At 40.9% G+C, this 26,487-nt stretch carries 23 protein-coding genes and 3 pseudogenes; 15 read left to right on the forward strand and 11 right to left on the reverse strand.

Going from position 1 to position 26,487, the window contains the following annotated elements; all coding sequences use genetic code 11:
- Positions 1–23: 23 nt before the first annotated feature.
- Entirely contained in the window at positions 24–1,295 is a 1,272-nt protein-coding gene (locus ACQY3F_RS20675; protein ID WP_428356970.1) for a TAXI family TRAP transporter solute-binding subunit, read from the reverse strand.
- Between the two features lie 466 nt (positions 1,296–1,761).
- On the opposite strand from ACQY3F_RS20675, the gene ACQY3F_RS20680 reads away from it, so the two are divergent.
- The 6 genes from ACQY3F_RS20680 to ACQY3F_RS20705 all read left to right on the forward strand — a co-directional run bounded on the left by ACQY3F_RS20680 (position 1,762) and on the right by ACQY3F_RS20705 (position 6,530).
- Positions 1,762–2,235: a DUF4381 domain-containing protein gene (locus ACQY3F_RS20680; RefSeq protein ID WP_428356972.1), complete on the forward strand. Its 474-nt coding sequence runs from the start codon at positions 1,762–1,764 to the stop codon at positions 2,233–2,235.
- Complete coding sequence (locus ACQY3F_RS20685; protein ID WP_428356974.1) at positions 2,232–3,215, forward strand: vWA domain-containing protein; 984 nt, start codon at positions 2,232–2,234, stop codon at positions 3,213–3,215. The genes ACQY3F_RS20680 and ACQY3F_RS20685 overlap by 4 nt, the downstream gene beginning before the upstream one ends.
- A gap of 47 nt (positions 3,216–3,262) precedes the next feature.
- A complete protein-coding gene (locus ACQY3F_RS20690; RefSeq protein WP_428356976.1) occupies positions 3,263–4,204 on the forward strand; it encodes a VWA domain-containing protein in 942 nt (313 codons plus the stop codon).
- A gap of 59 nt (positions 4,205–4,263) precedes the next feature.
- A complete protein-coding gene (locus ACQY3F_RS20695) occupies positions 4,264–4,644 on the forward strand; it encodes a GxxExxY protein (protein ID WP_428356978.1) in 381 nt (126 codons plus the stop codon).
- 74 nt (positions 4,645–4,718) lie between these two features.
- Complete coding sequence (locus ACQY3F_RS20700; RefSeq protein WP_428356979.1) at positions 4,719–5,534, forward strand: tetratricopeptide repeat protein; 816 nt, start codon at positions 4,719–4,721, stop codon at positions 5,532–5,534.
- Between the two features lie 138 nt (positions 5,535–5,672).
- Positions 5,673–6,530, forward strand: coding sequence for an NAD(P)-dependent oxidoreductase (locus ACQY3F_RS20705; protein WP_428356980.1), 858 nt, complete (start codon positions 5,673–5,675; stop codon positions 6,528–6,530).
- A gap of 345 nt (positions 6,531–6,875) precedes the next feature.
- Here the strand turns inward: ACQY3F_RS20705 and ACQY3F_RS20710 are convergent, their stop codons facing one another.
- Positions 6,876–7,952 (reverse strand): IS91 family transposase, encoded by a 1,077-nt coding sequence (locus ACQY3F_RS20710; protein WP_428352924.1) that lies wholly within the window; start codon positions 7,950–7,952, stop codon positions 6,876–6,878.
- A pseudogene (locus ACQY3F_RS20715) lies at positions 7,949–8,856 on the reverse strand (tyrosine-type recombinase/integrase). Before ACQY3F_RS20715 ends, ACQY3F_RS20710 begins: the two are co-directional and overlap by 4 nt.
- A gap of 472 nt (positions 8,857–9,328) precedes the next feature.
- On the opposite strand from ACQY3F_RS20715, the gene ACQY3F_RS20720 reads away from it, so the two are divergent.
- The 7 genes and pseudogenes from ACQY3F_RS20720 (at position 9,329) to ACQY3F_RS20750 (ending at position 16,529) form a co-directional block, all read left to right on the forward strand.
- Complete coding sequence (locus ACQY3F_RS20720; protein ID WP_428356981.1) at positions 9,329–9,586, forward strand: hypothetical protein; 258 nt, start codon at positions 9,329–9,331, stop codon at positions 9,584–9,586.
- A gap of 327 nt (positions 9,587–9,913) precedes the next feature.
- A complete protein-coding gene (locus ACQY3F_RS20725) occupies positions 9,914–11,359 on the forward strand; it encodes an ABC transporter permease (protein WP_428356983.1) in 1,446 nt (481 codons plus the stop codon).
- Between the two features lie 2 nt (positions 11,360–11,361).
- A complete protein-coding gene (locus ACQY3F_RS20730) occupies positions 11,362–12,084 on the forward strand; it encodes an ABC transporter ATP-binding protein (RefSeq protein WP_428356985.1) in 723 nt (240 codons plus the stop codon).
- A 42-nt stretch (positions 12,085–12,126) separates the two neighbouring features.
- Positions 12,127–13,034, forward strand: a pseudogene (locus ACQY3F_RS20735) (tyrosine-type recombinase/integrase).
- A complete protein-coding gene (locus ACQY3F_RS20740; RefSeq protein WP_428352924.1) occupies positions 13,031–14,107 on the forward strand; it encodes an IS91 family transposase in 1,077 nt (358 codons plus the stop codon). The pseudogene ACQY3F_RS20735 and the gene ACQY3F_RS20740 overlap by 4 nt, the downstream one beginning before the upstream one ends.
- Before the next feature lie 571 nt (positions 14,108–14,678).
- Entirely contained in the window at positions 14,679–15,677 is a 999-nt protein-coding gene (locus tag ACQY3F_RS20745; RefSeq protein WP_428356986.1) for a sulfotransferase family 2 domain-containing protein, read from the forward strand.
- 69 nt (positions 15,678–15,746) lie between these two features.
- Positions 15,747–16,529 carry a hypothetical protein gene (locus ACQY3F_RS20750; protein ID WP_428356987.1) on the forward strand — a complete coding sequence of 261 codons (783 nt, stop codon included), beginning with the start codon at positions 15,747–15,749 and terminating at the stop codon, positions 16,527–16,529.
- Between the two features lie 245 nt (positions 16,530–16,774).
- On the opposite strand, the gene ACQY3F_RS20755 is transcribed toward ACQY3F_RS20750, so the two are convergent.
- From ACQY3F_RS20755 to ACQY3F_RS20765, 3 genes are all read right to left on the reverse strand, one after another.
- Positions 16,775–17,134, reverse strand: a complete 360-nt coding sequence (locus ACQY3F_RS20755; protein ID WP_428356989.1) for a hypothetical protein — start codon at positions 17,132–17,134, stop codon at positions 16,775–16,777.
- 111 nt (positions 17,135–17,245) lie between these two features.
- Complete coding sequence (locus ACQY3F_RS20760; RefSeq protein ID WP_428356991.1) at positions 17,246–17,881, reverse strand: hypothetical protein; 636 nt, start codon at positions 17,879–17,881, stop codon at positions 17,246–17,248.
- Between the two features lie 140 nt (positions 17,882–18,021).
- A complete protein-coding gene (locus tag ACQY3F_RS20765; RefSeq protein ID WP_428356993.1) occupies positions 18,022–19,428 on the reverse strand; it encodes a S8 family serine peptidase in 1,407 nt (468 codons plus the stop codon).
- Positions 19,429–19,503: 75 nt separating this feature from the next.
- On the opposite strand from ACQY3F_RS20765, the gene ACQY3F_RS20770 reads away from it, so the two are divergent.
- Complete coding sequence (locus tag ACQY3F_RS20770; protein WP_428353685.1) at positions 19,504–20,700, forward strand: ISAzo13 family transposase; 1,197 nt, start codon at positions 19,504–19,506, stop codon at positions 20,698–20,700.
- 194 nt (positions 20,701–20,894) lie between these two features.
- On the opposite strand, the gene ACQY3F_RS20775 is transcribed toward ACQY3F_RS20770, so the two are convergent.
- Complete coding sequence (locus tag ACQY3F_RS20775) at positions 20,895–21,260, reverse strand: S8 family serine peptidase (RefSeq protein WP_428356995.1); 366 nt, start codon at positions 21,258–21,260, stop codon at positions 20,895–20,897.
- A 238-nt stretch (positions 21,261–21,498) separates the two neighbouring features.
- On the reverse strand, positions 21,499–22,119 hold the full coding sequence (locus tag ACQY3F_RS20780; protein WP_428356997.1) for a DEAD/DEAH box helicase: 621 nt from the start codon (positions 22,117–22,119) through the stop codon (positions 21,499–21,501).
- A 98-nt stretch (positions 22,120–22,217) separates the two neighbouring features.
- Between ACQY3F_RS20780 and ACQY3F_RS20785 the strand changes: the two are divergent.
- Positions 22,218–22,648 (forward strand): annotated as a pseudogene (locus ACQY3F_RS20785) (IS66 family transposase); the annotation flags it as partial.
- A 172-nt stretch (positions 22,649–22,820) separates the two neighbouring features.
- Here ACQY3F_RS20785 and ACQY3F_RS20790 read toward each other — a convergent pair.
- From ACQY3F_RS20790 to ACQY3F_RS20800, 3 genes are read right to left on the reverse strand one after another with little or no spacing between them, the layout of a single operon-like run.
- Positions 22,821–23,093: an oxidative damage protection protein gene (locus tag ACQY3F_RS20790; RefSeq protein WP_428356998.1), complete on the reverse strand. Its 273-nt coding sequence runs from the start codon at positions 23,091–23,093 to the stop codon at positions 22,821–22,823.
- Position 23,094: 1 nt separating this feature from the next.
- Complete coding sequence (gene mutY / locus ACQY3F_RS20795; protein WP_428357000.1) at positions 23,095–24,138, reverse strand: A/G-specific adenine glycosylase; 1,044 nt, start codon at positions 24,136–24,138, stop codon at positions 23,095–23,097.
- A 41-nt stretch (positions 24,139–24,179) separates the two neighbouring features.
- The gene (locus ACQY3F_RS20800; RefSeq protein WP_428357001.1) at positions 24,180–26,345 is read right to left on the reverse strand and encodes an AsmA family protein; all 2,166 of its coding nucleotides are present in this window, start codon (positions 26,343–26,345) and stop codon (positions 24,180–24,182) included.
- Positions 26,346–26,487 lie beyond the last annotated feature (142 nt).

Below are 26,487 nucleotides of genomic sequence, written 5' to 3' on the forward strand. Positions count from 1 at the left end.
TAAAATAAATCCAAGAATAGAGTTTAAGCTGCAGGTTTTTTGGCATTTAATTTCTTGCGTACCAGATCAATATGCAATAGCAAATTGTAGACCTGGTCGGCATAAGACAGCGGCGTTTTTACCTTATTGACCTGGTCTTCAATCTGCGTCAACTCTCGACTAATGACCACAAATTCTGCAATGGAAATTTCTTTGCCGTGTACGGTATCGTCCACATCCTGTAATTCTTTATACCAGCGATATATTTTAGATCGAATTCGCCAGCGATATAACGGTGGCATAATTTTACCTAAAGGTAGAAGTAACGCTAATAAAGGCACTAACATAACAATCATTCTATCGATAAATACTGCGGGCCAGAAAGGTAGGTAACGCATCAAAAAAGGCGGGCCAACTTTATAAAACCGTTCGGCGACGTCATTAATCGGGTATGCCGTAAACTCATTAGAAGGGAATGTACCTGCTGCCGAAAAGACACTTGCTTTGTTATGAATTGCATCAGCTGCGCGTAACAATAAAACGATCAAGGCAGGGTTAAAATCTTCCGTAATCACTAAATTCGCTGTTGGAGAAAGCAAAGTCACCGGTTGCTCCGGTATGTTTTTTTGCAGATCAATCACCCCTTCCGGCAAAGTGATTTTAGAAAGATAAGGAACTAGACGTGTATAGGCATCAGCACGACGCAAATCAAGCAACTTAAATTGCTCATTACGCAATAATTGTTGCACAGTGTCCGACTCACTAGAAGCAACCATAATATCAACATCTATTGCTGATTTCTGCAACGCTTCGGCTGCCTCTTTCGAAGACAAGCCCAGCAATTTAGCGCTATCATTTTCGATATGATTGAGTTCTAAAATCTGCTTAGCCAGAAACCGCGTACCACTACCTTCCTTGCCTATAGCAATGCTTAATCCAGAAAGGTCTGCAATTTGTTCGATATTTTTGCGCTTATTCAGAAAAATCCACAAAGGTTCATAATATAGACTGCCCAGAGAATAAAGCCCTGGCTCATCATTTCCTGCTCCTCCTTGAACAAAAGCAAGGTCTGCCTGTTTATTAACTAAACGACTGATATTCTCTCCTGATCCTGAGGAAGTGACAATTTCCAGCTCGACACCTTCTTTAGCGAGTTCCTCACGGTATTGATGTGCGATTTTGTAGTAAGTGCCGGTCTTTGAACCCGTGCTAATCACAATTTTTTTCGGCGGCGGTGGCGCAACGAATTGATAGGCAAACCAGAATCCCGCAATAACCAATAGTATTGCGGGACCAAAAGTAATTACAAGATCCATATAGGATCTTTTAGAGGCACTCTTTGACATTACATTACCCTGTGATTGAATGAATTACTCACACTGTCTCAACATAATAGACGCTATTGCTGACTATGTATACTTTGCGCATCCGTGACCGAGTGAAGTATAAAAACTAAAGCTTTGTTACTCCTCGCTTACGTATCCTGCTTACTAAGGAACGCGCACGAAATAACTTAAGCAACTGACTTGTCTTTTTATCCGTCTTCTGCGTTGTAGAAACTGTTACGTAGCTGGCTATGCGCCTGTTTCTACGTCCCCGTATCAAGCACGGGGCAGGCTTTGAATACGAATAAAAATCCTGCGCCAGATGCTCAACTTATTCCGTGCGCGTTCCTAAAGAGTATTAGTGGAATTAAAAACAGGATAACAAGACAAGCTAGTTTCGGATGTTATAAAATTAGCACTTCAAAATTACCAGAAATTTTTTAACTTCATTCGCAAAATGCAAACAACTGAACTTCCTTTACGCGATATACATTTGCCTCAGGCGATTAGCTGGTGGCCGCCTGCTATAGGCTGGTGGATACTCGCTGTGCTAATTCCGCTGGTTATCTATCTATGTTATAGAGTCTACAAACATATCACGCGCAAGACGGCTCTAAAATCAGCCAAAAATCACTTAAAATTACTTAGAGAAAATCAATCCCTCAGCAAGCAGGAAAAATTAGTGGCTTTATCCAGTTTAATGCGCCGCACAGCGATCAGCCTTTACCCGCGCACGGCTGTTGCCAGCCTGAGCGGAGAAAACTGGCTAAATTTTCTGGATAACAGTATCCAAAATCGCGGTTTCAATAGTGATACCGGCTGGTTACTCACTGATGCCCTATACAGTCAAAACGCGGACACACAATATCTCGCGCCTTTAATTAATTTATGCGAAACCTGGTTGAACGCCCAGAAAGAGCCTAAAACATGATACATTTTGCATGGCCGTGGTTATGGCTAATTCTTCCTTTGCCCTGGCTCATCAGACGCTTTTTTCCTGCCGCTAAAACTAGCGAGCAAGCAGCACTTAAAGTCCCTTTTCTGGAAGACTTTAGTGTCGCGCAAAGCCAGCAAGCAAGCCAGTCTAATAAACCCTGGGCATTATGGCTGGCTGTCGCGGCCTGGTGTCTATTAGTTTTAGCCAGTACGCGCCCACAGTGGCTAGGTGAACCGATAGAACAGGGAGTAAGTGGACGTGATTTAATGCTGGCGGTGGATTTATCAGGCAGTATGAAAGAGCACGATTTTATTGTGAATAACCAGGCAGTAGACCGTTTAACCGCTACAAAAACTGTGGCGAATGAATTTATTGAAAGACGTGTAGGCGATCGTTTAGGCTTGATTTTATTTGGTACCAACGCCTATTTACAGACGCCTCTCAGCTTTGATCGAAAAACGGTACAAATCCTATTAAATGAATCCGCTTTAGGTTTGGCGGGAGAGAGTACGGCTATTGGCGATGCCATAGGGCTGGCAGTCAAACGTTTACAAAATCAACAAGCCAACAGCCGGGTATTAATCCTGCTCACCGACGGTGCAAATACGGCGGGTGAAGTATCGCCGATTAAAGCGGCTGAAATTGCCGCGCAGCATCAACTGAAAATCTATACTATCGGCATAGGCGCAGATGAAATGATAGTGCGCAGTTTTTTTGGCAACCAGCGAGTTAATCCTTCACGAGATCTGGACGAAAAAACCTTAACAATCATTGCCGAGAAAACCGGCGGGCGGTATTTCCGTGCCAGAAATACAGATGAACTGAAAAAAATCTACCAGCTACTGGATGAATTAGAACCTGTCGAAAAAGATAAGCAATTCTTTCGCCCACGCAATGAATTATTTTTCTGGCCTCTGGGCGCAGCTTTAATATTAGTCGCACTACTTAGTTTGATACGCATACGATGGACATGACACTGAGCGAATTTCATTTTATTAGACCCTTTTGGCTACTAGCCCTGATGCCTTTACTGATGTTTATTATTTTTAGCGTTAAAAATAAACTCCAGCAAGGAAGTTGGCAGGCCGTTTGTGATGCCGATTTATTACCTTTTGTATTGCAGGAAAAACAAAGCACGCAAAGTCGAGTTCCTCTGTATACGACTAGCATAGCCGCTATTTTGGCAATTATCGCGATGGCCGGACCTACCTGGCAGCGCATACCCACTCCGGTTTTTAGAAATGCGGCGGCACTGGTGATCGTTCTGGATTTATCACGTTCAATGGATGCCAGTGACATTAAACCCTCGCGTTTAGCACGCGCGCGCTACAAAATTGCTGACCTATTAAAGCAACGCAAAGATGGACAAACCGCCCTGGTGGTCTATGCTGCATCAGCCTTTACCGTAACACCCTTAACGGATGATACTGAAACAATTAACAGCCAGTTATCTGCCTTAAACAGCAATATTATGCCGGCACAAGGAAGCAATAGCGCGCTGGCCCTGCAACACGCAGTGCAATTATTTAAAAATACCGGCTTGCAAAAAGGCCAGATTTTACTAATTACAGATGATGATAAGATCCAGCAAGCGATTGACAAGGCCGATTTACCCAGCGCATTTCAGCTGTCTATTCTGGGAGTGGGTACAGCCGATGGCGCGCCTATCAAACTAGCGCAAGGCGACTTTTTAAAAGATGCGAGTGGAAATATCGTGCTGGCTAAATTAAACAGCCACGCCTTGCGCAAAGCGGCTCAGGAGAGTGGCGGCATTTATCAGAAAATCACTGATACGGATGCCGATATAGACCGCCTAAGCCATTACTTTGATCAATCAGCAAAACACGCTGAAGCAGTAAATCATGATTTACTGCTGGAAAACTGGGTGGAAGCCGGGGTCTGGTTATTACTGCCGATATTATTGCTATCCGCTTTTTCATTTAGACGTGGCTTGTTTAGCTAATAGCTGAAATTTCTAGTGTCAATTTAAACAATGGTTTGACCATGAAGGACCTGAAGACAATGAAGGGAAGAGAATTTAGTGATTTATCTAACAGAGTGATTGGTTGTGCCATTGAAGTTCATAAAGTATTAGGCCCTGGTTTGCTGGAGTCTTCATATCAGCAATGTCTTGCTCATGAGTTTACAATTAACCAGCTTGAATTCAAGCTTGAGCACCCTTTATCAGTAAAATACAAAGAAATATATTTAGATTGTGGTTATAGATTAGATTTTTTAATTGAAGATAAAATTATTTTAGAATTAAAAAGTATCGAACAGTTAAAAGGAATCCACGAGGCTCAGCTTTTGACATACATGAAATTAGCTAATATTAAACAGGGATTTCTAATTAATTTTAATGTAAAGCTATTAAAACAAGGGTTGAAAAGCTTTGTTTTATAAACTTAATCGAATATATAGCACAAAGCTAAAAATGAAAGACCTTCAAGTCCTTCATGCCCTTCATGGTGAACTTAATGACATTACGTAAAATCAGCATTCTAGCAGTTTGTTTATTTGTTTTTTTGCTACCTATACCTGAAAACAGTTATGCCTTCGAGTGGCAGGACTTATGGCAAACCAGCCAACAGCAAGCACAGCAAGAGTACCTAAATGGCGACTACCAGCAAGCGGCAGAGCAATTTACCGACCCAGCCTGGCAAGCCGCTGCAAGATATAAAGCGGATAAAAAACTCCGCGAAGATGAACAAATGCTTCCCGCAACAACAGATACTGGATTTTATAATCAGGGTAATGTGCTGGCAAAATCAGGGCAACTAGAAAAATCCATTGGTGCGTATGACCAAGCTTTAAAGCTCAACCCGGATAATCAAGATGCTCAGTACAATAAAGAGCTGGTAGAAAAAGCACTGGAGCAACAAAATAAGGATCAAAAAGAACAACAAGAAGATCAATCAGGCGATCAACAGGAACAGCAAGATCAACAAAGCGAACAGTCAGAACAACAATCGGAGCAGCAAGAATCACAGGATGGGCAAGACTCCGACCAGAAGCCGCAACAAGATGCTACTAATGAAGCTGATCAAGAGCAAGAAAAGGAAAATGAGCAACCGCAAAATGCTGAGGCTAAAGAGCAAGAAAAACAACAGCAGGAAGCTGAAGCTGAAGCTGCACAAGCCAAAGAGCAAGACGCCCAGGATACTGAGCAGCAGCAAGCAAATGAGCAATGGCTAAAGCGTATTCCAGATGATCCGTCCGGGCTATTAAAACGCAAGTTCAAATACCAGTATGGTAAACAAAAACAGCAACAAAACAGCGGACAGCAGTGGTAGAGCCTAAAATTATACTCATGTAGGGCGTGGCTTTAGCCCGCCAAACCATCGAAAAAATCATCAAAAAGCGGGCTAAAGCCGCGCCCTACAATTGTGTTTGAATATAAGCTAATAGCATAAACAGGAGTTTAAACTAACATGCAAGCAGGAATCATCGGCCTAGGCGCAATGGGCTCAGGTATGGCACGCAATATGGCCTGTTCAGATTACTTAACAACGCTATGGAACCGAACCCCAGATAAAGCCGAGAAACTGGCCGTAGAACTGGGCATTAAGCCATCGACATCTATTCAGCAACTTGCAGCCGGTGTGGATATTATTGTCATCTGTGTTTCTGCCGATAAGGACCTATTGGAAGTCATTAATGCAATACTTAAAAGTATAAAACCCGGAAGCATCATCGTTGATACCTCTACAGTAAGCAGCGAAACAGCCAATATAGCTGCAGATTTATTAGCCGGTAAGCAAGCCTGTTTTTTGGATGCCCCTGTTTCGGGGGGTGTAGAAGGAGCTAAGAATGGCACTCTAGCCATGATGGTTGGCGGCGATGCTGCAGTGCTAGAAAGAGCCATGCCAGTATTAAACTGCATGTGTTCGCGCATAATCCATATGGGTAAAACTGGCACGGGGCAAGGAACGAAAGCCGTCAATCAAATTATGGCAGCAGGTATAAATCAGGCGGTTACCGAAGCACTGGCTTTTGCACAGGCAGAAGGCTTACCTTTAGAAAAAGTAATTGAAGTTGTCTCCGGCGGTGCTGCCGGTAACTGGTTCTTAGAGCACCGTGGTTTGAGCATGACACAGCACCATTACCAGCCAGGGTTTAAACTGGCTTTACACCATAAAGATCTAAACATCTGTCAATCCATGGCAGAACAGAATTCCGCAGACCTAGCTTTAGTCAAGAAAACTATTAGCGACTATGAGCAGCTCATCAATAAAGGTTTTGGCGAGGAAGATATTTCAGCCTTATTTCGCTTAAAGCATAAACGATAAATCGTTTTTTATGGCTAACGAATAAGGTTAGATTGTGATCGCGAAGCGAGCCACAATCTGAACCGTTTGTTGGACAAGCCCGGCACGATAGTAGGAATTCATTTAATGCGCTCTATGAAAATAGCTTTTTGTTGATCAGCCCGACTGATGAATCGAACCTCTGTTTTTACCTGTTTAACTGAACTTTGAGCGTTGTCCATTGCAGTCAACTCTCAAAGTCCAAGTATCGGAGCAAAATTCTGCCTTAATCTCCGATTTTAGCCCAAGCAACTCCCTCAGCATTTAATCCGCTGATAGCCTGGGTCGAAGTGTTTAAATTTACATAAGCGCTAGTGATTCCAATTGTTAAGTTGGCAAAGGCTGAAACATTATTTCCACCCTGGGTATTTGCCGACGCCCAACAACCATCGCCCCGCCACAACATTTGCAACTGAATGCCGGCCGTACTTTGAGTGCACGCAATATCTTCGTCGGGTCAAACTTTAGCAGGGAGTGAATCAACTTAATAACACCCTTGCTATTCGGATGTAAAAAGCCATAATTGCGCGCACGACGAAAGCCTTTAGGCAAAACATGTTGCAGCACCAGCCACAGAAATTTAGCCCCCGATACCGTTTTGGTTTGATAGCGTTTGGTTTTGCTGTCTTGATAACGGTAGGTTACTTTGCCATTTTGGCAGGATAAGATATCCTGTTCACGAATCACACCACGATACAGGTATCGACCCAGATATATCAATGCTTTATCGCCTGCACCGACAAACTTACAATCGACCACCCATTTTTCCGGAATAGCTGTGGGAAATGGCAACTTTTCTTCGTTCATACGCGCTAGCATCTTTGCACGAAATACTTTTGCTAGTGCTTTATGATGAAACAGGTATTTGCCTTCCTTAGTGCGCCAGAGCTTCTTGATTTTATCCACGATTGCCGCAGGCATAATGACATGAATATGCGGATGATAATTTAATTCGCGTGAGTGTGTATGTAAGACAGCAATCGCCCCGGCATCGCCTTGCAACTGCTTATCATTTTTACTAAAACTCTGTAAAGTCGCCCAGGCACAGTCAAACATCATACTGTAAAGTAACCGCGGATGCTGCCTGGCTAACGACCTTAACTGCGCAGGTAAGGTAAAGGTATTCATAAAATAATCAGCAGGGACTTGTTTTTGTACCTGTCGTTCAATCCATTGTTGACTCTCATGATGTTGACAATGCGGGCAGTTACGCTGGCCACAGGAATGAGGCACAAAGGTTTGATAGTCACAGTCTGCACAGTTAACCTGCATCACAGGACTCAGCTGTGTCCGACAGCTCTTCATGGCATGTAATGCACTGATCTGATTGGAGCGTAAACGAGATTGATACTCGCTTAAAAAGTCAGACTGAAATTGATCAATCACTGCAGCTAGGGTTATCATGAAATCTGCCCCCAGTGAATAGAAAAGTCATTGACTAACTGATTAATGTGCAGCTCTGCATTCTCATCGGTAATATCGGTCAAATGCGTATAGCGAGCCGTGGTTACTAAACTGGTATGGCCCAGAATCTTCTGCAACTCAACTAAATCAACCCCGGCTTCTAACAGGTGAGTGGCGTAACTGTGGCGCAGCGAGTGGCAGGAAATCTTTTTTTTAGTCCCATTTCTTGCGTCACAAGACGGATTGTCTTCTGGATGCCACCGCGATCAAGGGGGGATTCAGCAAGATGTGCACCTTTTAGACCCCGGGCACGGTTGGGAAATACCAGCACTGGATTTTTATGCACAGCCCAAAACTTACGCAACACCTTCAAGGTATTCACAGGCAAAGGCACAAGCCGATCCTTATTGCCTTTGGCATTGCGAATATGTACCCGCATGCGTGTCGCATCAATATCACCTACTTTCAGGCTTAAGCCCTCGCCCAAACGTAAACCTAGACTGTAAATCGTAAAATAAAAAACTCGATAGCTTAGATTACGGGTCGACATAAACAGTTGTTGTGCTTCAACCACAGTGACAATATCGGGTATACGCGTACATCGTGGTGGTTTAATCATTAGCACATCAACCCACGGCTTTTGTAGCACATGTGTATAGAAAAACTTGAGACCATAGAGATCTAGTTTCACGGCACTCCAGGAAAGGCGGCTTAAAAGAGCATGAAAATAATCCACCAGTTGATCTTGCGTTAAGTTATCCAGATGCCCCTGAAAGTGTTCCCCGATACGGCGAATAGCGCGTGAATAAGCGTCAATGGTTTTGGGTTGCAGTCCCTTAAGCTTTAAATGCTTACAGTGCTGGATATAATAATGGTTGAATTTAAGCTCTATCGATGGTGTCATAACAGTGTAACCTCATTATTGTTAGTTGGATGAGCTTACAAGTTACCTGTTATGCATATAACAGGCAATGAGGTTACACTTTAAATTTAAGGGATGCGCTGTTTTTCTCCGCGATAGCGGCTTCGTCCAACAACCCGTTCGGTCACTCGATGGGTGGAGCAATTGGTTATAAGAACTGAGCACAGTGAATAAGGCTAAGTCCCGAATTGCTAATACGCTGATCTATCTTAAAAGGCATAGGAATTAAGAAAGAAATTTGTTCCGAGGCCCTTTTGGTTTCTAGTCATAAGATATAGTCTTACCAAATTCATCTGGCCGATATACCAGAACAAAATCAATTGATACAAATGAGTATAATAGGATTTTTATAAATCTATTGAGCTTCTTTAAGAAAACTAACAAATCAAAATGTAAACAAGTTTATGGATATAATTGATCGTGCTTAACATTTAGAGTTACCTCCGCCTGCCCGATGCTTACTACCTGGTGGTTGACCTACCTTGCCAGAGCGGGACTTTCACCCGCTGGAATTATCGACCTTGCTCGGCCGCATATCCTTTTGGCTGGAAAATGTCGCGATACTTTTATCAGTCTTAAGAAAACATGCCGAAAATTGGGGGTGTCATTTTGGCAATATTTAATAGATCGCCATGGTATGGGTGAGCAAATCATTCCTCCTCTTCAGAATATAATCGCTGAACGTGCTACTCTGTTTGCCCCGAATTATTGAGAAGTTACCCCAGGCTCAGAGCTCCTGATCTCGACATAAAGAAATCAAAAGCTTACCGTTTTCACAAGATAATTAGATGATACTAAGGTGTGTAGGTTGGCGCTGAGTATACGAAGCCCAACATGATATTACACAGTGATTGTTGGGCTTCGTATACTCAGCGCCAACCTACATATCAATCATTGGCATCAAGTTATTATCCTAGAGTTCAGGTGGTCTGAGGCTCTGCGCAAACGAGTGAAAGTTCTGAATCAAATGGAATGAGTTTTGTAAATTAGCTCATTGTTGTTAAAATGTCCCGTTTAAGAAACCTGTGTTGCTAACCATTTGAAACCTGAAACAAATAAACTCCTGCCTATAAACAAAGCCGCAGAATGGGCACTACAGGCGGCACGTCAACAACAATGGACTGAAGCAGCGCAACGCTGGAGCGTGTTACGTAAGGCTTATCCAGAGCATGCCATGGTCTGGCTGCAAGGTGCCAAAGCCCATATTGAAGCGGATGCGTTAGACCAAGCCGCGCAGCTTTTAGAGTATGCTAGACAGCACTTTCCTGATAATGTAAATTCCTTCTTAATTTCTGCCGAACTAGCCATAAAGCTTGAGCGCTGGAAGGAAACTGAAGCATATTTGCAACAATGCCGAGAAAACTTTCCTCATTTTGCACAAACCTGGATACTATCGGCGGAATATAGTGAACATAGAGGCAAGCAGGACAAAGCAATTGAATATAATGGGCAAGCCAGAAAATGCGCACCTGAACAGATTGCGCCTTTTATACAGTATGCTGAGCTTGCCATGCGCGCACAGCACTGGAACGATGCGCTTGAACGCTGGGAGCTACTGCGCACACATTTCCCAAAGCATCCAATCGGCTATCAACGTGCAGCCGAAGCAGCAAGAAAATCAGGCAATAATCGTCTGGCACGTGAACTAACGCTTAGCCTGGAATATGGCGACAGTATAATTAGCGATAAAAGCCCTAAAATTGCAGTTACAAAAAAACGCCGATCAAGAAACCTGTTTGGACTTATATGGGCCAAAGCTATTTTTAATCTGCGCTCTGAAAATCAACGTAACCACCTTAGCAATGCCTGGTTAGTGCTTGAACCCATGTTACATATACTTGTCTTTTACATAGTCTTTGGCTTATTACTGCAGCGCGGGGGAGAAAATTTTCTCGTGTTCCTTTTTGCGGGTCAGATACCCTGGTTGTGGATATCAAAATCGGTAAGCGGCAGCAGTGGCAGTATTCTGGCAGGGCAAAACCTTATGCTACAAACTGGATTACCTGCCATCGTATTTCCGCTTATCAATCTATTGAAGATAAGCATCCAGCAAGTTCTCATGTTTTTATTATTATTTGGATTTCTCTGGTGGCAAGGATACTATCCAAACGTCCTCTGGTGGTGGTTTTTTCCCGTTATGCTAGTTCAATTATTATTAATAATAGCTGCTACTTGTGCAGTAGCAGCCGTTATTCCATTTGCTCGCGACCTAAATTACCTGGTACAAACAGGCTTAATGCTACTTATGTTTGGCTCTGGTATTTTCTATGATTACAGAACACTCCCTATTGAGTTTCAAGATGTTTTTTTGCTCAATCCTGTTGCTTTCCTGCTCAAAAGCTACCGGGATATATTAATTGATGGGGTGTTACCTGATTATATAATGCTTGGCTATTGGGGATTAGGCAGCCTGATCGCCTGCCTGATTATAGTCAAAATTTATAGTCGGCTTCAGTATATATACCCACGTATAGTGATGGAATAAATATGGAACCTATCATTTCATTACAAAATGTTGCTATCCGCTATAAGCTTCATAGCGGATTATTCAGGCCTAAAAAATATTTTGATGCTTTAAAGTCAGTTAGTCTGGATATTTATCCTGGCGAAACGCTAGGGGTTCTTGGTCGTAATGGCTCAGGTAAATCAACCCTGCTACGCGTAATTACTGGCGTCCTTCGTCCAGACAAAGGAAAAATCATCAATCGAGGGGTTAATGTTTCTCTGTTAGCGCTTCAAGCAGGATTTGATCAAAATCTTAGCGGTAGAGATAACGCGATTTTTGGGGGAATGCTACTAGGCTACTCTCGCCGTGACGCGGTAGCATGTTTAGACGAAATCCAGGAATATTCTGAATTAGGAGACTTTTTTTTCGAACCTGTAAGAACCTACTCTAGCGGAATGAGTGCTCGTCTTGGGTTCTCAATTTCTATTATTAATAGCCCTGATGTCATACTTTTAGATGAAGTTTTAAGCGTAGGGGATCAGCACTTTAAACAAAAAGCGGAACGCACCATGATGTCGATGATTCAGTCAGAGCAAACCGTCGTATTAGTGTCACATTCCCACCATCAGGTTGCGCGATTGTGTGATAGGGCCGTGTTAATAGATAATGGGATTAGTTGGACGAAGCCGCTATCGCGGAGAAAAACAGCGCATCCCTTAAATTTAAAGTGTAACCTCATTGCCTGTTATATGCATAACAGGTAACTTGTAAGCTCATCCAACTAACAATAATGAGGTTACACTGTTATGACACCATCGATAGAGCTTAAATTCAACCATTATTATATCCAGCACTGTAAGCATTTAAAGCTTAAGGGACTGCAACCCAAAACCATTGACGCTTATTCACGCGCTATTCGCCGTATCGGGGAACACTTTCAGGGGCATCTGGATAACTTAACGCAAGATCAACTGGTGGATTATTTTCATGCTCTTTTAAGCCGCCTTTCCTGGAGTGCCGTGAAACTAGATCTCTATGGTCTCAAGTTTTTCTATACACATGTGCTACAAAAGCCGTGGGTTGATGTGCTAATGATTAAACCACCACGATGTACGCGTATACCCGATATTGTCACTGTGGTTGAAGCACAACAACTGTTTATGTCGACCCGTAATCTAAGCTATCGAGTTTTTTATTTTACGATTTACAGTCTAGGTTTACGTTTGGGCGAGGGCTTAAGCCTGAAAGTAGGTGATATTGATGCGACACGCATGCGGGTACATATTCGCAATGCCAAAGGCAATAAGGATCGGCTTGTGCCTTTGCCTGTGAATACCTTGAAGGTGTTGCGTAAGTTTTGGGCTGTGCATAAAAATCCAGTGCTGGTATTTCCCAACCGTGCCCGGGGTCTAAAAGGTGCACATCTTGCTGAATCCCCCCTTGATCGCGGTGGCATCCAGAAGACAATCCGTCTTGTGACGCAAGAAATGGGACTAAAAAAAAGATTTCCTGCCACTCGCTGCGCCACAGTTACGCCACTCACCTGTTAGAAGCCGGGGTTGATTTAGTTGAGTTGCAGAAGATTCTGGGCCATACCAGTTTAGTAACCACGGCTCGCTATACGCATTTGACCGATATTACCGATGAGAATGCAGAGCTGCACATTAATCAGTTAGTCAATGACTTTTCTATTCACTGGGGGCAGATTTCATGATAACCCTAGCTGCAGTGATTGATCAATTTCAGTCTGACTTTTTAAGCGAGTATCAATCTCGTTTACGCTCCAATCAGATCAGTGCATTACATGCCATGAAGAGCTGTCGGACACAGCTGAGTCCTGTGATGCAGGTTAACTGTGCAGACTGTGACTATCAAACCTTTGTGCCTCATTCCTGTGGCCAGCGTAACTGCCCGCATTGTCAACATCATGAGAGTCAACAATGGATTGAACGACAGGTACAAAAACAAGTCCCTGCTGATTATTTTATGAATACCTTTACCTTACCTGCGCAGTTAAGGTCGTTAGCCAGGCAGCATCCGCGGTTACTTTACAGTATGATGTTTGACTGTGCCTGGGCGACTTTACAGAGTTTTAGTAAAAATGATAAGCAGTTGCAAGGCGATGCCGGGGCGATTGCTGTCTTACATACACACTCACGCGAATTAAATTATCATCCGCATATTCATGTCATTATGCCTGCGGCAATCGTGGATAAAATCAAGAAGCTCTGGCGCACTAAGGAAGGCAAATACCTGTTTCATCATAAAGCACTAGCAAAAGTATTTCGTGCAAAGATGCTAGCGCGTATGAACGAAGAAAAGTTGCCATTTCCCACAGCTATTCCGGAAAAATGGGTGGTCGATTGTAAGTTTGTCGGTGCAGGCGATAAAGCATTGATATATCTGGGTCGATACCTGTATCGTGGTGTGATTCGTGAACAGGATATCTTATCCTGCCAAAATGGCAAAGTAACCTACCGTTATCAAGACAGCAAAACCAAACGCTATCAAACCAAAACGGTATCGGGGGCTAAATTTCTGTGGCTGGTGCTGCAACATGTTTTGCCTAAAGGCTTTCGTCGTGCGCGCAATTATGGCTTTTTACATCCGAATAGCAAGGGTGTTATTAAGTTGATTCACTCCCTGCTAAAGTTTGACCCGACGAAGATATTGCGTGCACTCAAAGTACGGCCGGCATTCAGTTGCAAATGTTGTGGCGGGGCGATGGTTGTTGGGCGTCGGCAAATACCCAGGGTGGAAATAATGTTTCAGCCTTTGCCAACTTAACAATTGGAATCACTAGCGCTTATGTAAATTTAAACACTTCGACCCAGGCTATCAGCGGATTAAATGCTGAGGGAGTTGCTTGGGCTAAAATCGGAGATTAAGGCAGAATTTTGCTCCGATACTTGGACTTTGAGAGTTGACTGCAATGGACAACGCTCAAAGTTCAGTTAAACAGGTAAAAACAGAGGTTCGATTCATCAGTCGGGCTGATCAACAAAAAGCTATTTTCATAGAGCGCATTAAATGAATTCCTACTATCGTGCCGGGCTTGTCCAACAAACGGTTCAGATTGTGGCTCGCTTCGCGATCACAATCTAACCTTATTCGTTATGCTACTGGAAAACCTAAAGATGTACTAAAAATATATGAGGAGGGCTTGAGAAAATTAGATTTATAATAAAACTAATTTTTCACGTACTAGCTTGAATAGTTTACTCCCCCCCCCCCCCTTCATTTTGGGGTAATTAACAAGTATCTAAATCCTAAGCTATTAGTGCATAAGTTGTGCTGATAATAGGTCAAACAAGCCCCCCCCCCCCCCCTTTTTAAATAAATTAAATATAATTTAGTTATGAAAGAAGTTGCAATAACGTTGTTACGCAGTTTTTATAAAACCTCTGGGCATAAATCTAATTTAGCAGACTTAAACATGAGTCTAGGAGTAGCAGTTCCAAGAATTGATTATTTTCTTAGTTACTACTCACTTATAAGTGGAAAAAAATACTCAGATTTGATAGGTATGTTTTTTAAAGATGGTTTAAAAAATATACTTCTTGAATATTATAAGCAGGGTTACTTGAATAAATTCGGGTCAACTGTGAATGGAATCAACTATATATGTAGGTTTGATGAAATTGAATTGGATTATTATTGGATTCCAAAGAATGCCTGTACTTATTTAAAAAGAAATTTTTCATATTTATGTGATAAGGGTTTTACAAAGACAATAAAGATGCACCAGTTTCATGAGACCATACAAGCTAAGTATGGTCTCACAATGAAACAGTACCTTTCAAATCAAGAAAAGCAATTCAAATCTTTAGTTGTAGTGAGAGAGCCAATTGAACGGTTTGTAAGCTGTTATGTTGATAAATTTGCGAAGCCTATACTTATTGGAAAAAACTTTGAACCATTTATAGTAGATATAATTTTGAACATATATTCTCTTTATCAAATAAAAGCAGATCCTAGGAAGCGGTCAATTAGCTTTTCTGAATTTATGATGTTTGTTTTACAAGAGTCACCTTTTTCACAAAATGAACATTGGAAACCACAGTCCAAATTTTTACCAAGCCATGGGGTAGACATCATAATTAAACAGTCAAGTATGGAAGATTATTTGTTACAAAATCACCTTTTTGCTGAGGAGGTTTCTAAAAATAAAGCAAATCGTTCAGTGGGAGTTAAATATTCGCCAGATCAATACACCGGAGAGCTAGCAGAATTGCTGCCCAATGAATATTCTATAGAAAAAATCAACGATTATTCCCAATATGTAACTCATTCAGCTAGATCATCCTTAAGTAAATTTTATGAAGATGATTATAAGCTTTATTGTTCAGCTGAGTAGCTCAAACATGCATAATTTAGGTGCTTGTTCAATGCGCTAAAGTATTTTTAAGTAAAACGGTCTGAATTGATGAATAAATTAAGTGACTTAGAAAAAACAATAAAAAGACAACAAAATCAAATTGAATTATTAAGAAATAAGTTCTTTTCCCTACAAGAGGCAATTATTTTTCAAAATGGAAATGACATAACCCAGATCCCTGACAGCCTTAGTCCTGTTGAAATTGAAGATCGTGGAGGTAGAGTAACTATACTAGCATTTTCAGGAATGCTAACAACACTAGCTATGCCTAAGGCAGAGTTTTTTAAAAGTTTATCTGGTAACAAAAATGTTAATATAATTTTTGTTAAAGACTTTAAGCAAGCGTGGTACCAGTGTGGTTTATTAGGATTAACAGAAAATATAACGGAAACTACTCATTTTCTGAAAAAAATCATTCCTGATTCCACGGAAAGACTTGTGACAATTGGTACGAGTGCTGGTGGTTTTGCTGCTATATTATTTGGTTGTTTATTGGGTGCCCAGAAGAGCGTTTCATTTGCACCTCAAACGTTCTTGAATAAAAAAGAGTTTATGGTGTTCAGAAGTATTGATTCTAGGTGGACAGAAATCCAAGAATCTAAATTTTTGGATTTAAAAAGGGTAATTGGTGAAGCCAATACAACCCATAATATTTATGTGGGGAAGTATAATCATAAAGATATGGCACATGCTGCTAATCTTACTAATTTTGAAAAAGTCTTTTTGCACGAAATTGATAGTGAATCTCATAATATTGCAAAGTTCTTAAAAGATGCTGGGCAACTAGATAGTATCATAAAGGAGGTACTGAACTTTGATAGCTCATTATAAGAACAAGAGTTATGATGAAAAAACCACTATAATTTAAACGGGAAGCACGAGTATTAAAAATGAAGTTTCGGATTCAGGCACCATGTAAGTGGGACTTTGCACTTACATGGTGCCTTAACTTACGGGATGAACCAGGGCTGACAGCGATAGAAGACTATATGTAAATTGAATAACCCCAGATACAGAATTTTGAATACTCTCAAAGTCTTGGTTTCAGGGTTTTCTGTACTAGAAGCCGTCAATAATTATTTGTTTATGTCAATGCGTTGAGCAAAACAATAACCATTATGTTTTTTACTGTCATCAACGATTAAATAAACTTTTTTATTTAATGCTATGGACATTTGTGCCTGGTCCAGTTTTCTGAAAGCTAAAGCTTGAGAATTAAAAGTACCATCACAACTAAAACTGACCCAGTTTTTTGAACAACTTATGCCATGATTAGCTAAAACCTTGTCTACACGAACCATGCACCCACCGTAGTTGTGACTATCAACTACAATGCTCATAATTGTTGTATTACCAATACCTGCCTTGGCAGCAAGAGTATTTAAAGAAAGCCCCATCATAAAAAGACCAGTCACTACTAAAATTAATTTCTTCATTTTTGTTCTCCTACACTAAAAGTAAAAATATCAAATAAAAACCATATATTACTTAACTCTTTCCATACCTTAGAATAGAGTTAAAAGACATGGGCTTGTTTCAAAAATCATCTATCCTGACAGTTCAACATCTACAAACTCCCCTATATCTATTTCTTCTGCGTCATCCTGAGATATTGGTTCTGCGTCAACATCAATAAAGTCACCTATCTCTATCACTGCATCATCCTGAGATATTGGCTCTGCATCAACATCTATAAATTCCCCTATATCTATTTCTTCTGCGTTATCCTGGGATATTGGCTCTGCGTCAACATCAATAAACTCCCCTATATCTATTTCTTCAGCGCCATCCTCGGATATCGGTTCTGCATCAACATCTACAAACTCCCCTATATCTATTTCTTCTGCGTCATCCTGGGATATTGGCTCTGCATCAATATCTATAAATTCACCTACATCAATGACTTCTTGTTGCTTATCTTCTTCACTTTCTACCAGTGGCAGAGGGTCATTATCAATATCTAGGTCACGAACTATAGCCGGTTTATTATCCTTTAACTTAGCTTTTATAAATGGCTTATTCTCATTGCTGTCTGCTTGCTTAAGTGGTTTATTTGCAACCAAAGCTGTTTTAGGCTTTATTACCTGATTTGATAAGTCATTATCATCTCGGGATAAAACAAAAGTAAAAGCATACAATACACAGAATAATATAATTAAAATGTATAAATGCTTAATTTTCATGTTTTAAGCCCTTCAGGTTTAGTATTGACATCTATTTAAAATACACCAATCATAGTGAGTAATCAGACACCTACTTTTTAATCTCTTCTTTGCCTTGAGCGAGAGGGCAAAGGCAAGGGGTAAATGGAACAGGTGTCTAATTATAACGCTCCCCAGCACATGACTTTGTTATCTGAATTTGTGAAGCAGGTATGCCCATAGCCCGTTCCTGTATCTTGATTCTGAGGGGGCTGTGTGGGAGGCTTGATTGCCGGAGTGTTGCTAATTGAAGTAAAAGCATTTATGCGTTTTCCGGTCGTTGTTTTACCTGATAAAGTGGGAAGGGAATCACCGTGATCCAAAATTAAAGCCTTAAGTTCCGCAACAGTTAAGGTGTTGTTTTTTGCTAGGATTAATGCAGCTAGCCCCGTTACATGGGGGGCAGCCATCGACGTGCCACTTTTAAAATCATAAGTTGACGTGTTATTGGAGTCAACACAAGATACATCGACATGATCAATATAGACGCCATCAAATACAGTGTTGGCGTCACTTGTCAAGCGGAACCTGACATAAACCGTGGACTGCCCATCAAAGCTACCCATTGGAGCGGTTATACGATACCAAAACTGATTATCAAAAAAACTAAGACTTTGTATGGTGGAAAAATTAACCCCATTAGTAGAAGCCTCAACAAATAGAAAATCAAAGTTCGTTTCTAACAAAGAAACCAAAAAATAATTCAATTGACAGCCTGATAAACCGCTAAGATTGAAAGCAGGGCTTCTAGCCCAATTGTTGGAATTATTTTGATAATTACCAACTACACTATCTGTCAAACTAAAGGGATCAAAAAGGCTAACAGCGTTCGTTAACCCCCAGGTTGTACCTGTTCCGCCAGTAGTCCAGTCAGAAACATTACCATCGGCAAAGTTATCACTCCAGGCTGAGGTAAATTTAGGTACAGTGCTGTAGGTGTTAACTCCAGGTGCGCCTATGTCAACAGAGGTTGAGCCATAGTTTGAAAAGCTAGCCAAAGCATCGTTTGAATCTGTTGCTGCCACTGAAACGATATTAGCTGAATTATAATCGCTAGGATAGGAGTGAGTTCCATCATTATTTGTATTTTCATTACCCGCTGCCGCAACAAACAAGACCCCGGCATCGCCCGCTGCATCAATAACATCTTTCATGGCTTGGCTATAACCTGGCCCACCTATGCTAGCATTGATAATATGTGCACCGTTTGCTATCGCATACTCGATTCCAGAGACAATATTAGAGGTAAAGCCCGAACCACTAGCATCTAAAACCCGTAAAGGCATAATGCGCGCTCTCCAGTTAACCCCCACTACTCCTTTCGAGTTATTGCCAACCGCGGCAATCGTGCCTGATACATGAGTTCCATGACTGTTGAAGTCATACGGATCATTGTCATTATCTACAAAGTCCCAGCCTCGAATATCATCCACTTTACCATTGCTGTCAGAGTCAATACCGTTTACAGTTTCATCGTTGTTTGCCCAGATATTGGCAGCTAAGGGAGATGGAAAGAAATAATCATCCAAACGAAGTAAGCTTGTGTCTCAATAATTTATAATAATGAATTCTGAATTTATTCTCACACTAGGCAGATAAGCTTGTTGATATTAACAGATAGCATTATAGGTTGGATTATAAATACAGCCCATCGTTTAAAAGGCTCGGTACGTCGTATATTCATGGCTGAAACGGTGGAGCTACTAGGCTCAGGTGGTGCAAGTATTGCTGAAGAAAAACTAGGATGGAATAGAGGCACTATCCGAAAAGGACAATATGAACTTGAAACTCAGCCCATAGAAGATAATTTTTCAGCGAGAGGGCGTAATAAAAGTGAAGAGCATTTTCCTCATCTACTTGATGACATAAAAAAAATTGCTGAACCGGAGTGTCAAACGGATCCCTCTTTTAATTCCTGTCGATTATATACCCGGCTAACGGCTAAAGAAGTTAGAAAACGTTTACTGGAGATTGATTATTACGATGAAAAAACATTACCTTGCTCAAAAACTATCAATACAAAATTAAATGACCTGAGTTACCATCCAAAAAAGGTACAAAAAACAAAGCCTCATAAGAAAATCAAGGAAACGGATGCAATTTTTGAACAAGTTCATTCAGTCAATGGAATGGCAGATATCAACCCAAAAGAGATTCGTATATCAATTGATGCCAAAGCAAGAATGAATATAGGAAATTTTTCACGGGGAGGACGAAATCGGGTTTTAACAAAAGCAGAGGATCATGATTTAGATGTTAAGGAAAAGTTAACTCCTTTTGGTTTTTATCTGCCTGAACATGATGATTTTTTCCTTTTCTTTACAGCAGGCTATGCCAGCAGTGATTTCATCGTTGACCGATTGGAAGAAATTTGGCCAGAAATTCAAGAAAAATATGGAGTAGATATTCTGACAATTAACGCTGACAATGGTATGGAGAACAGTAGCTCCAGAACTCAGTTTATAAAAAGGCTTGTGGAGTTTGCTGAAAAAAGCAACATAAAGATAAAACTGGCCTACTACCCTCCTTATCATAGTAAATATAACCCAATTGAACGAGTATGGGGAGCCTATGAAAATCATATTAGTGGCGACATAATGGATACAGTTGAAACAACTTTAAAATTTGCCAAAAGTATGACCTACAATGGCAAAGCACCTCTTGTTAAATTAACAGAAAAAATATATGAAACAGGAGTAAAGGTAGGTAAAAAAGCAATGAAGACGTATTATCAGTTTGTTGACCGAATGCCATCGTTGGAGAAATGGTTTTTGACCATTTCTCCTGGTTGTTCTGGATGATTATTTCTTTCCATCTCCCTAAGTCTTCGTGATTCCAGGCAGCACCGCTATCCAACACCCCCACTACTACATCTGAGGAACCTGTTGTCATATCCCAGGCTTCTGGCGCATCAATATCCGCATCATTACTACCAACACTGCCGTTTACCATTTGCCCAGAATTATGAAGCCCCCACAACTTGTTATATTGGGGGTCATTGGGAGTTACTGTATCGATGGTATATATAATCGGGTTCTGCATATAAAACATTAGGGTTTTGACTATAGTTCTGAACAGCGCTTTCAACTGATTGTCCTTGTTTTAATCGGACCAGGTTCAGTTTGAGTTTGGCAAAGGGAAATTCAGTAATTTTAGTTGCGCTTTGTGCCGCATGAATATTATTTATTAACCCAGCCGGTGTTGAAGGTTTAAACTTAACTATTATTTGTCCGGGAACGTAGCTTTCTGGAGGAAGTGAGCGCACTGCCCCAGGATTAAAAACAGCATATGCATTTTGTACGTAGAATACACTAACAAAGACATATAATAGGATTTGTTTTATTAAAAATAAATTTTTCATAAAAATTCAAACCTGGTATTTGGGTTAACGAAGCCGATTAGGAAATGATTTTGCACTCAAAGCCTCCTGAAACTTAAAAATATAAGCCAGAATTGAGAATAACATTTAATCTTTTTATACGCAAATTTTACACACAAACACTCTGTGGGTGTTTTGGCACGTAATTCAAAACAGAAATAGGCACTCCCTTTTTAACATCAAAACCTTCAATTTCTTTACGCGTAATAATATGGCCTAGTCAACTTTCAATAGCGCATAAATTTTTAAAATTATCATTTGAAACAAAAGAGATGGCTTCGCCTGAAGCACCCGCACGACCCGTACGGCCAATTCGATGAATATAATCATCACTCTCGTAGGGTAAGTCGTAATTAACCACGCGCGTCAGATTTTCGATATCAATTCCGCGGGAGGCAATGCCTGTCGCCACTAAAAATTTGAGTTTACCTGACTTAAAGTCGGCCATTATTCTTTCACGAACAGCCTGACTTCTACCGCCATGAATGGCCTCAGCTATAATGCCGCGTTTCTCAAGTTGACTAACAAATTTTTCTGCGGCGTGTTTTTTGTCGATAAAAATAAGCGCCATATCCCATTGCTGCTCTTTAATTAAATGACTCAGTAATGCAGATTTCTTGTCTTTGTCTACTGCGATCAACCACTGGTTAATTTTTGGTGTGGTTGCAGAACTGGGGGAAACTGAAATTTCTACAGCATCGTCATTGACGGTATCGGCTAAATAACGCACTTCTTCAGTTAGTGTGGCAGAAAACAATAAACTCTGGCGCTGACTTGGCAGGCGGTCGATGATTTTTTCGATATCGTAGATAAACCCCATATCGAGCATTTTATCGGCCACCCTGGCGTGGCAACTAAAATATCGACACCGTCTATCAGCCGCTCTCTTTGAGGCTCTGAATCAACGCCGCCAACCATCGCCATAGAGCTCAGATTTAAATGCTGACTGCAGTTAATGAAGCAGGAGACGTACTGCTATTGAAAGAAGCGGAGCAATGGAAAGTACACTATAGAGAGTTACTGGGTAAAGCAGAAATAAAATGCCCGCCACCCGACAAGCCAAAAGAAGTGAAACGGGGACGAACAAAACGCAGTAAGGCGAGAAATTTACTGGAAAGGCTTATTGATTTTGAAGAGGATGTATTACGCTTCATGACACAGACCTGCGTGCCATTTACCAATAATGCTGCTGAAAATTCGATTCGGATGACCAAAGTTCAACAGAAAATATCGGGCTGCTTTCGGAGTACCGATGGTGCAAAAATATTTTGTCGCGTCAGAGGTTAGCAACGTGCCGTAAACAAGGTGTCAGTGCAACTTTGGCAATGACTCTTGTGTTTGAGGGAGAGTTGCCTGAATTTGCTTTATAATTTCATTCGGCTATCAATTTCACTGAGTAGTTATACAATAAATAACACAAATAGATAACAGTAACCTATTTGATATACTTCGCGCGGTCACGGATGCGGTTATATAGTGAGCTGATTTTTGTCGATAGCTACGTATCAGTTTCAGCAACGTAGCTATCGGCAGTAATGTTAGCTAGCTTTTAGGTGGCACATAACCTTCAGGCATCTCAAAACCTGAACCGAATAAAAATTTTTCTCTTTCTTCTTCAATCATTTTTTTCGCTTTAGCTTCAAAGCTGGCAAGGCGGTTTTCATTAATAAGCATGGTTTGCATACCAACCCATTCCTTCCAGGATTTCTGGGAAATATTATCATAGATGTATTGTCCTTTTGGCCCCGGAAAGGGTAATGAAGTCAAACCTTCTTCCGATGTACCTAGTTTCACACAGTTTACATATCTGGTCATTTTAGTCCTTGCTTAATTCGTCAAATAATTGTTTTACAGGCGCAGGTAGCGCTATATTTTTGCAGTGCCGATGTTTATACCAGAGTGTTGTTTCAGCTTCTAGCACATTATTAATAAGGTTTTCTACATTCAATACGATTGGTTGATAATCCAGATGGTAATGCGAAAAAGTGTGTCGCCTTGTTGGTAAAGATTGTTGCTTTGTAACCACAATAGCTTGCTTTAGCAGCCATGCATCAAGTTCTGTCTGGTTTTCAATTTCAGGCACGCTCCATAAGCCTCCCCAAATACCCGTCGGCGCCCTTTTTTCTAGTAAAATTTGCTGATCAGCATTGATTGCAATAATAAATACACGTTGTTTTACCGGTATTTTCTTTCTTGGCTTCGGAGTGGGTAATTCATCTACTCTTTGTTGCGCTAGAGCCATGCACTCCGATTGCAAAGGGCATTCATTACACCTAGGTTTAGCGCGCGTACAAAGTGTTGCGCCTAAATCCATGATCGCTTGAGTATAATCTGCAACGCGTATTTCAGGGGTATATTGCTTACTTATTTTCCATAATTGTTTATTAACTTTTGTGCTACCAGTCCAGCCTTGAATAACGTGAAAGCGGGCTAATACCCGACGCACATTGCCATCAAGAATGGGCTGGCTGTTGTTAAAAGCGATACTTAATATTGCACCTGCTGTTGATACTCCTATGCCAGGCAAAGCAATTAATTCTTCTAAAGAATCTGGAAAGCGATTTAGCTTGTTGATGATAACAGCTGTTTTATGCAGGTTTCTAGCTCGTGCATAATAACCTAAACCTGCCCATAGACTAAGCACTTCATCTAACGGTGCATTTGCTAAAGCCTTAACATCAGGGTACTGCTGAATAAAATTGTTATAATAAGGAATCACAGTGACAACTTGAGTCTGCTGTAACATAATTTCAGAGATCCAGACTCTATAAGCAGTTACAGGGTGCTGCCAGGGTAAATCTTTACGTCCGAACTGGTCAAACCAGTTGAGTAAGTTTTGTTGAAATGTAATTGGCCTCATTTATTATATGACTCTGTGTTCTACAAATGCAGCTTCTGACTTTAGAAAAAACTTTTTAATAATTTATTAACGGCCTTACCAGTACCTTCACCCAGGGCTTTGTCGATATCTTTTTCACGCTTATCAATAAATTTATTCACTTTTTGCTTTTCTTCATCGGTCATCATTGATTCTATCGAGCTTAAATCAATGGTATAGTTTGGTTCAGAAAAAGTGCCCTGAACTTTAATCGCAACTGGGCGGTCGGTAATATCCTTGCCACCTTTTTTGGCTTTAGTCACGACGTTGTAATCCAGTGCTTCAGTAACTAAGTTTGCCGTTCCACCGCCTTTTACTTCAACTGTTGAAGATTCTGCGAGAAAATCAGGGTTAGTAATTAAGCCTTTGTTGATCGTAGCCGAGCCCTTTATAACGCTAAATAACGTTTGCTCATCCGTATAATTTTGTTGCATTTCCTTGCCCTTAATCGCAAGCCTGCCTACATCTATTATTTTCTGCAGATTAAAACCTCTAACCGCACCATCAACCAATGAAAAATTTAGCGTACCGCCCAAACCAGATTTAATGGCAGGCAGGGTATTACCTATGGTGTTTAAACGCGCGGAAATATTCGCCTGGCCTTTGAGTTTAGCTTTGCTTTCAGGTTGTAAGTCAGTCAATAGCGGCCCTATCTGAACGTTGGAAATTTTTTCATTTAATGAAATTCTAGGCGACTTACCTTGGGCATTAATGCTGATTTGTCCCTTATAGTTTCCTTTATATAGTTGATTAATGGACTGCCTGGTTTTTAAAACACCATCCTTTGCCTGAAGATTTAAATTAACACCTGCCATTGTTAACTTCGCCACTTTTAGCTTTGAAATTTTTAAATCGCCATTTATATTAAGCGTTCGCAGGGTATCCATAGGCAATAAAGTGGCTTCGTTTACAACAGCCTTTGCTGTTGCTACAGGCGATTTTTCCGGTTGCGATTGCTTTTTGGTTGAACTATAACGATCCACATCAATATCATCTATCGCAAGCTGGAAAGTGATGGCGGGCTGAGCAAATTGTTTAATGTGTATATGACCCGTAATATTCGTGTCATCTAAAGTAATATTTAAATCTTCTAGCGCTACGGAGTCTTTTGTACCCTGTACATCAAAGCTCATGACAAGCTTTTGTAACACGTTTTTATCAGCCGTTTCTGGTACGTTTATGGCGAGTTGTTGCATTAGAGCTTTCGGGCTAAAAGGTGCAAGTTGTATCTTGCCAGTGTAATGCGGATCAGTCTTTAGCTGTGTAGTGCTAATATTTCCTGTTAAGTTAACGGTGTCAGTATTCAACTGCAGATTAGTTAAAGCCAAAGTCTGTGCTTGTAGATCGACTGCAATGGTAGATAAAATCTGTGCTGCAAATATACCGCCTGGAACTGATTCTCCTCGGGTTTCCGAATCCAGCTTAAGATTATCTAATTGAATTTTTTGTAATGCTTCATCAATGACCAGGCTGGTAGATAACGTTAGCTGCGCTGTCACTGCCGGATCTGTATTTTCCAGCAAAAAAGCTACTTTGATGGCTATGGGCTTATTAAAGACCACTGCGCCAGAAGTAAAGTTAAAATCTTTAATCTTTAGATGCTGAGCTGATTGCTGATCGTCCCAACTGACGCTTGAATCTTCTATAACTAATCCGCTAATTTTTATAGCCGCTAGATCTAAAGGTGCGGTTTCGGTTGTTTCTTGCTGTTCGCTAATTTGTTTTTCGGTCGCTTGATTAATCTGAGCTGATTTTTCAGTGGGTAGCGGTTCATCTGGCTCATTTGTTGCGGCTAGGTCATCCCAGTTACTAACGCCCTGCTTATTCTTTTCTAGATGTAATTCAAGGCCTTTTAAAACGATGGTACTAACTTCCACTTGCTTGGATAACAAGGGCATTAACTTAACTTTAATATCTGCTTCACCAATTACGGCAAAAGGATTTTCAGTAAACCCAGGGGCATTACTTAATGATATTTTCCCTGTAGAAACACCTAGCCAGGGGAAAACCGATAAGTCCAAATCACCTTCAATTTTTAAGCTGCGTCCGGTTTTGTCCAGTACGGCTTCTTCCATTTCCGCTTTATAATCATTTAAATCCACAACAAGAGGAATGATTATTGCTGCGGCAATAATAAAAACAAATACTGAGGATACAAGTATTAAAACAATTTTAATTAACTTTCCCATTGATCTCTTCTCCTGAAATGACGATAAGGCTTAATATACTTCGCACGGTCACGGATGCGGGTTTCTAGTGGCTGAGTTTATGCCCATAGCTACGTTGCTGAGACCGTTACGTAGCTAGCTATGCTATGCACCAGTTTCAGCA

The organism is Methyloprofundus sp. (assembly GCF_965251085.1).
Taxonomy (GTDB): domain Bacteria; phylum Pseudomonadota; class Gammaproteobacteria; order Methylococcales; family Methylomonadaceae; genus Methyloprofundus.

What these genes read in the sequence shown, in the direction of transcription:
- ACQY3F_RS20675 (WP_428356970.1), bottom strand. Translation starts at nt 1,295, where the DNA reads ATGGATCTTGTAATTACTTTTGGTCCCGCAATACTATTGGTTATTGCG.
- ACQY3F_RS20680 (WP_428356972.1), top strand. Translation starts at nt 1,762, where the DNA reads ATGCAAACAACTGAACTTCCTTTACGCGATATACATTTGCCTCAGGCG.
- ACQY3F_RS20685 (WP_428356974.1), top strand. Translation starts at nt 2,232, where the DNA reads ATGATACATTTTGCATGGCCGTGGTTATGGCTAATTCTTCCTTTGCCC.
- ACQY3F_RS20690 (WP_428356976.1), top strand. Translation starts at nt 3,263, where the DNA reads ATGCCTTTACTGATGTTTATTATTTTTAGCGTTAAAAATAAACTCCAG.
- ACQY3F_RS20695 (WP_428356978.1), top strand. Translation starts at nt 4,264, where the DNA reads ATGAAGGGAAGAGAATTTAGTGATTTATCTAACAGAGTGATTGGTTGT.
- ACQY3F_RS20700 (WP_428356979.1), top strand. Translation starts at nt 4,719, where the DNA reads ATGACATTACGTAAAATCAGCATTCTAGCAGTTTGTTTATTTGTTTTT.
- ACQY3F_RS20705 (WP_428356980.1), top strand. Translation starts at nt 5,673, where the DNA reads ATGCAAGCAGGAATCATCGGCCTAGGCGCAATGGGCTCAGGTATGGCA.
- ACQY3F_RS20710 (WP_428352924.1), bottom strand. Translation starts at nt 7,952, where the DNA reads ATGATAACCCTAGCTGCAGTGATTGATCAATTTCAGTCTGACTTTTTA.
- ACQY3F_RS20720 (WP_428356981.1), top strand. Translation starts at nt 9,329, where the DNA reads ATGCTTACTACCTGGTGGTTGACCTACCTTGCCAGAGCGGGACTTTCA.
- ACQY3F_RS20730 (WP_428356985.1), top strand. Translation starts at nt 11,362, where the DNA reads ATGGAACCTATCATTTCATTACAAAATGTTGCTATCCGCTATAAGCTT.
- ACQY3F_RS20740 (WP_428352924.1), top strand. Translation starts at nt 13,031, where the DNA reads ATGATAACCCTAGCTGCAGTGATTGATCAATTTCAGTCTGACTTTTTA.
- ACQY3F_RS20745 (WP_428356986.1), top strand. Translation starts at nt 14,679, where the DNA reads ATGAAAGAAGTTGCAATAACGTTGTTACGCAGTTTTTATAAAACCTCT.
- ACQY3F_RS20750 (WP_428356987.1), top strand. Translation starts at nt 15,747, where the DNA reads ATGAATAAATTAAGTGACTTAGAAAAAACAATAAAAAGACAACAAAAT.
- ACQY3F_RS20755 (WP_428356989.1), bottom strand. Translation starts at nt 17,134, where the DNA reads ATGAAGAAATTAATTTTAGTAGTGACTGGTCTTTTTATGATGGGGCTT.
- ACQY3F_RS20760 (WP_428356991.1), bottom strand. Translation starts at nt 17,881, where the DNA reads ATGAAAATTAAGCATTTATACATTTTAATTATATTATTCTGTGTATTG.
- ACQY3F_RS20775 (WP_428356995.1), bottom strand. Translation starts at nt 21,260, where the DNA reads ATGAAAAATTTATTTTTAATAAAACAAATCCTATTATATGTCTTTGTT.
- ACQY3F_RS20790 (WP_428356998.1), bottom strand. Translation starts at nt 23,093, where the DNA reads ATGACCAGATATGTAAACTGTGTGAAACTAGGTACATCGGAAGAAGGT.
- mutY (WP_428357000.1), bottom strand. Translation starts at nt 24,138, where the DNA reads ATGAGGCCAATTACATTTCAACAAAACTTACTCAACTGGTTTGACCAG.
- ACQY3F_RS20800 (WP_428357001.1), bottom strand. Translation starts at nt 26,345, where the DNA reads ATGGGAAAGTTAATTAAAATTGTTTTAATACTTGTATCCTCAGTATTT.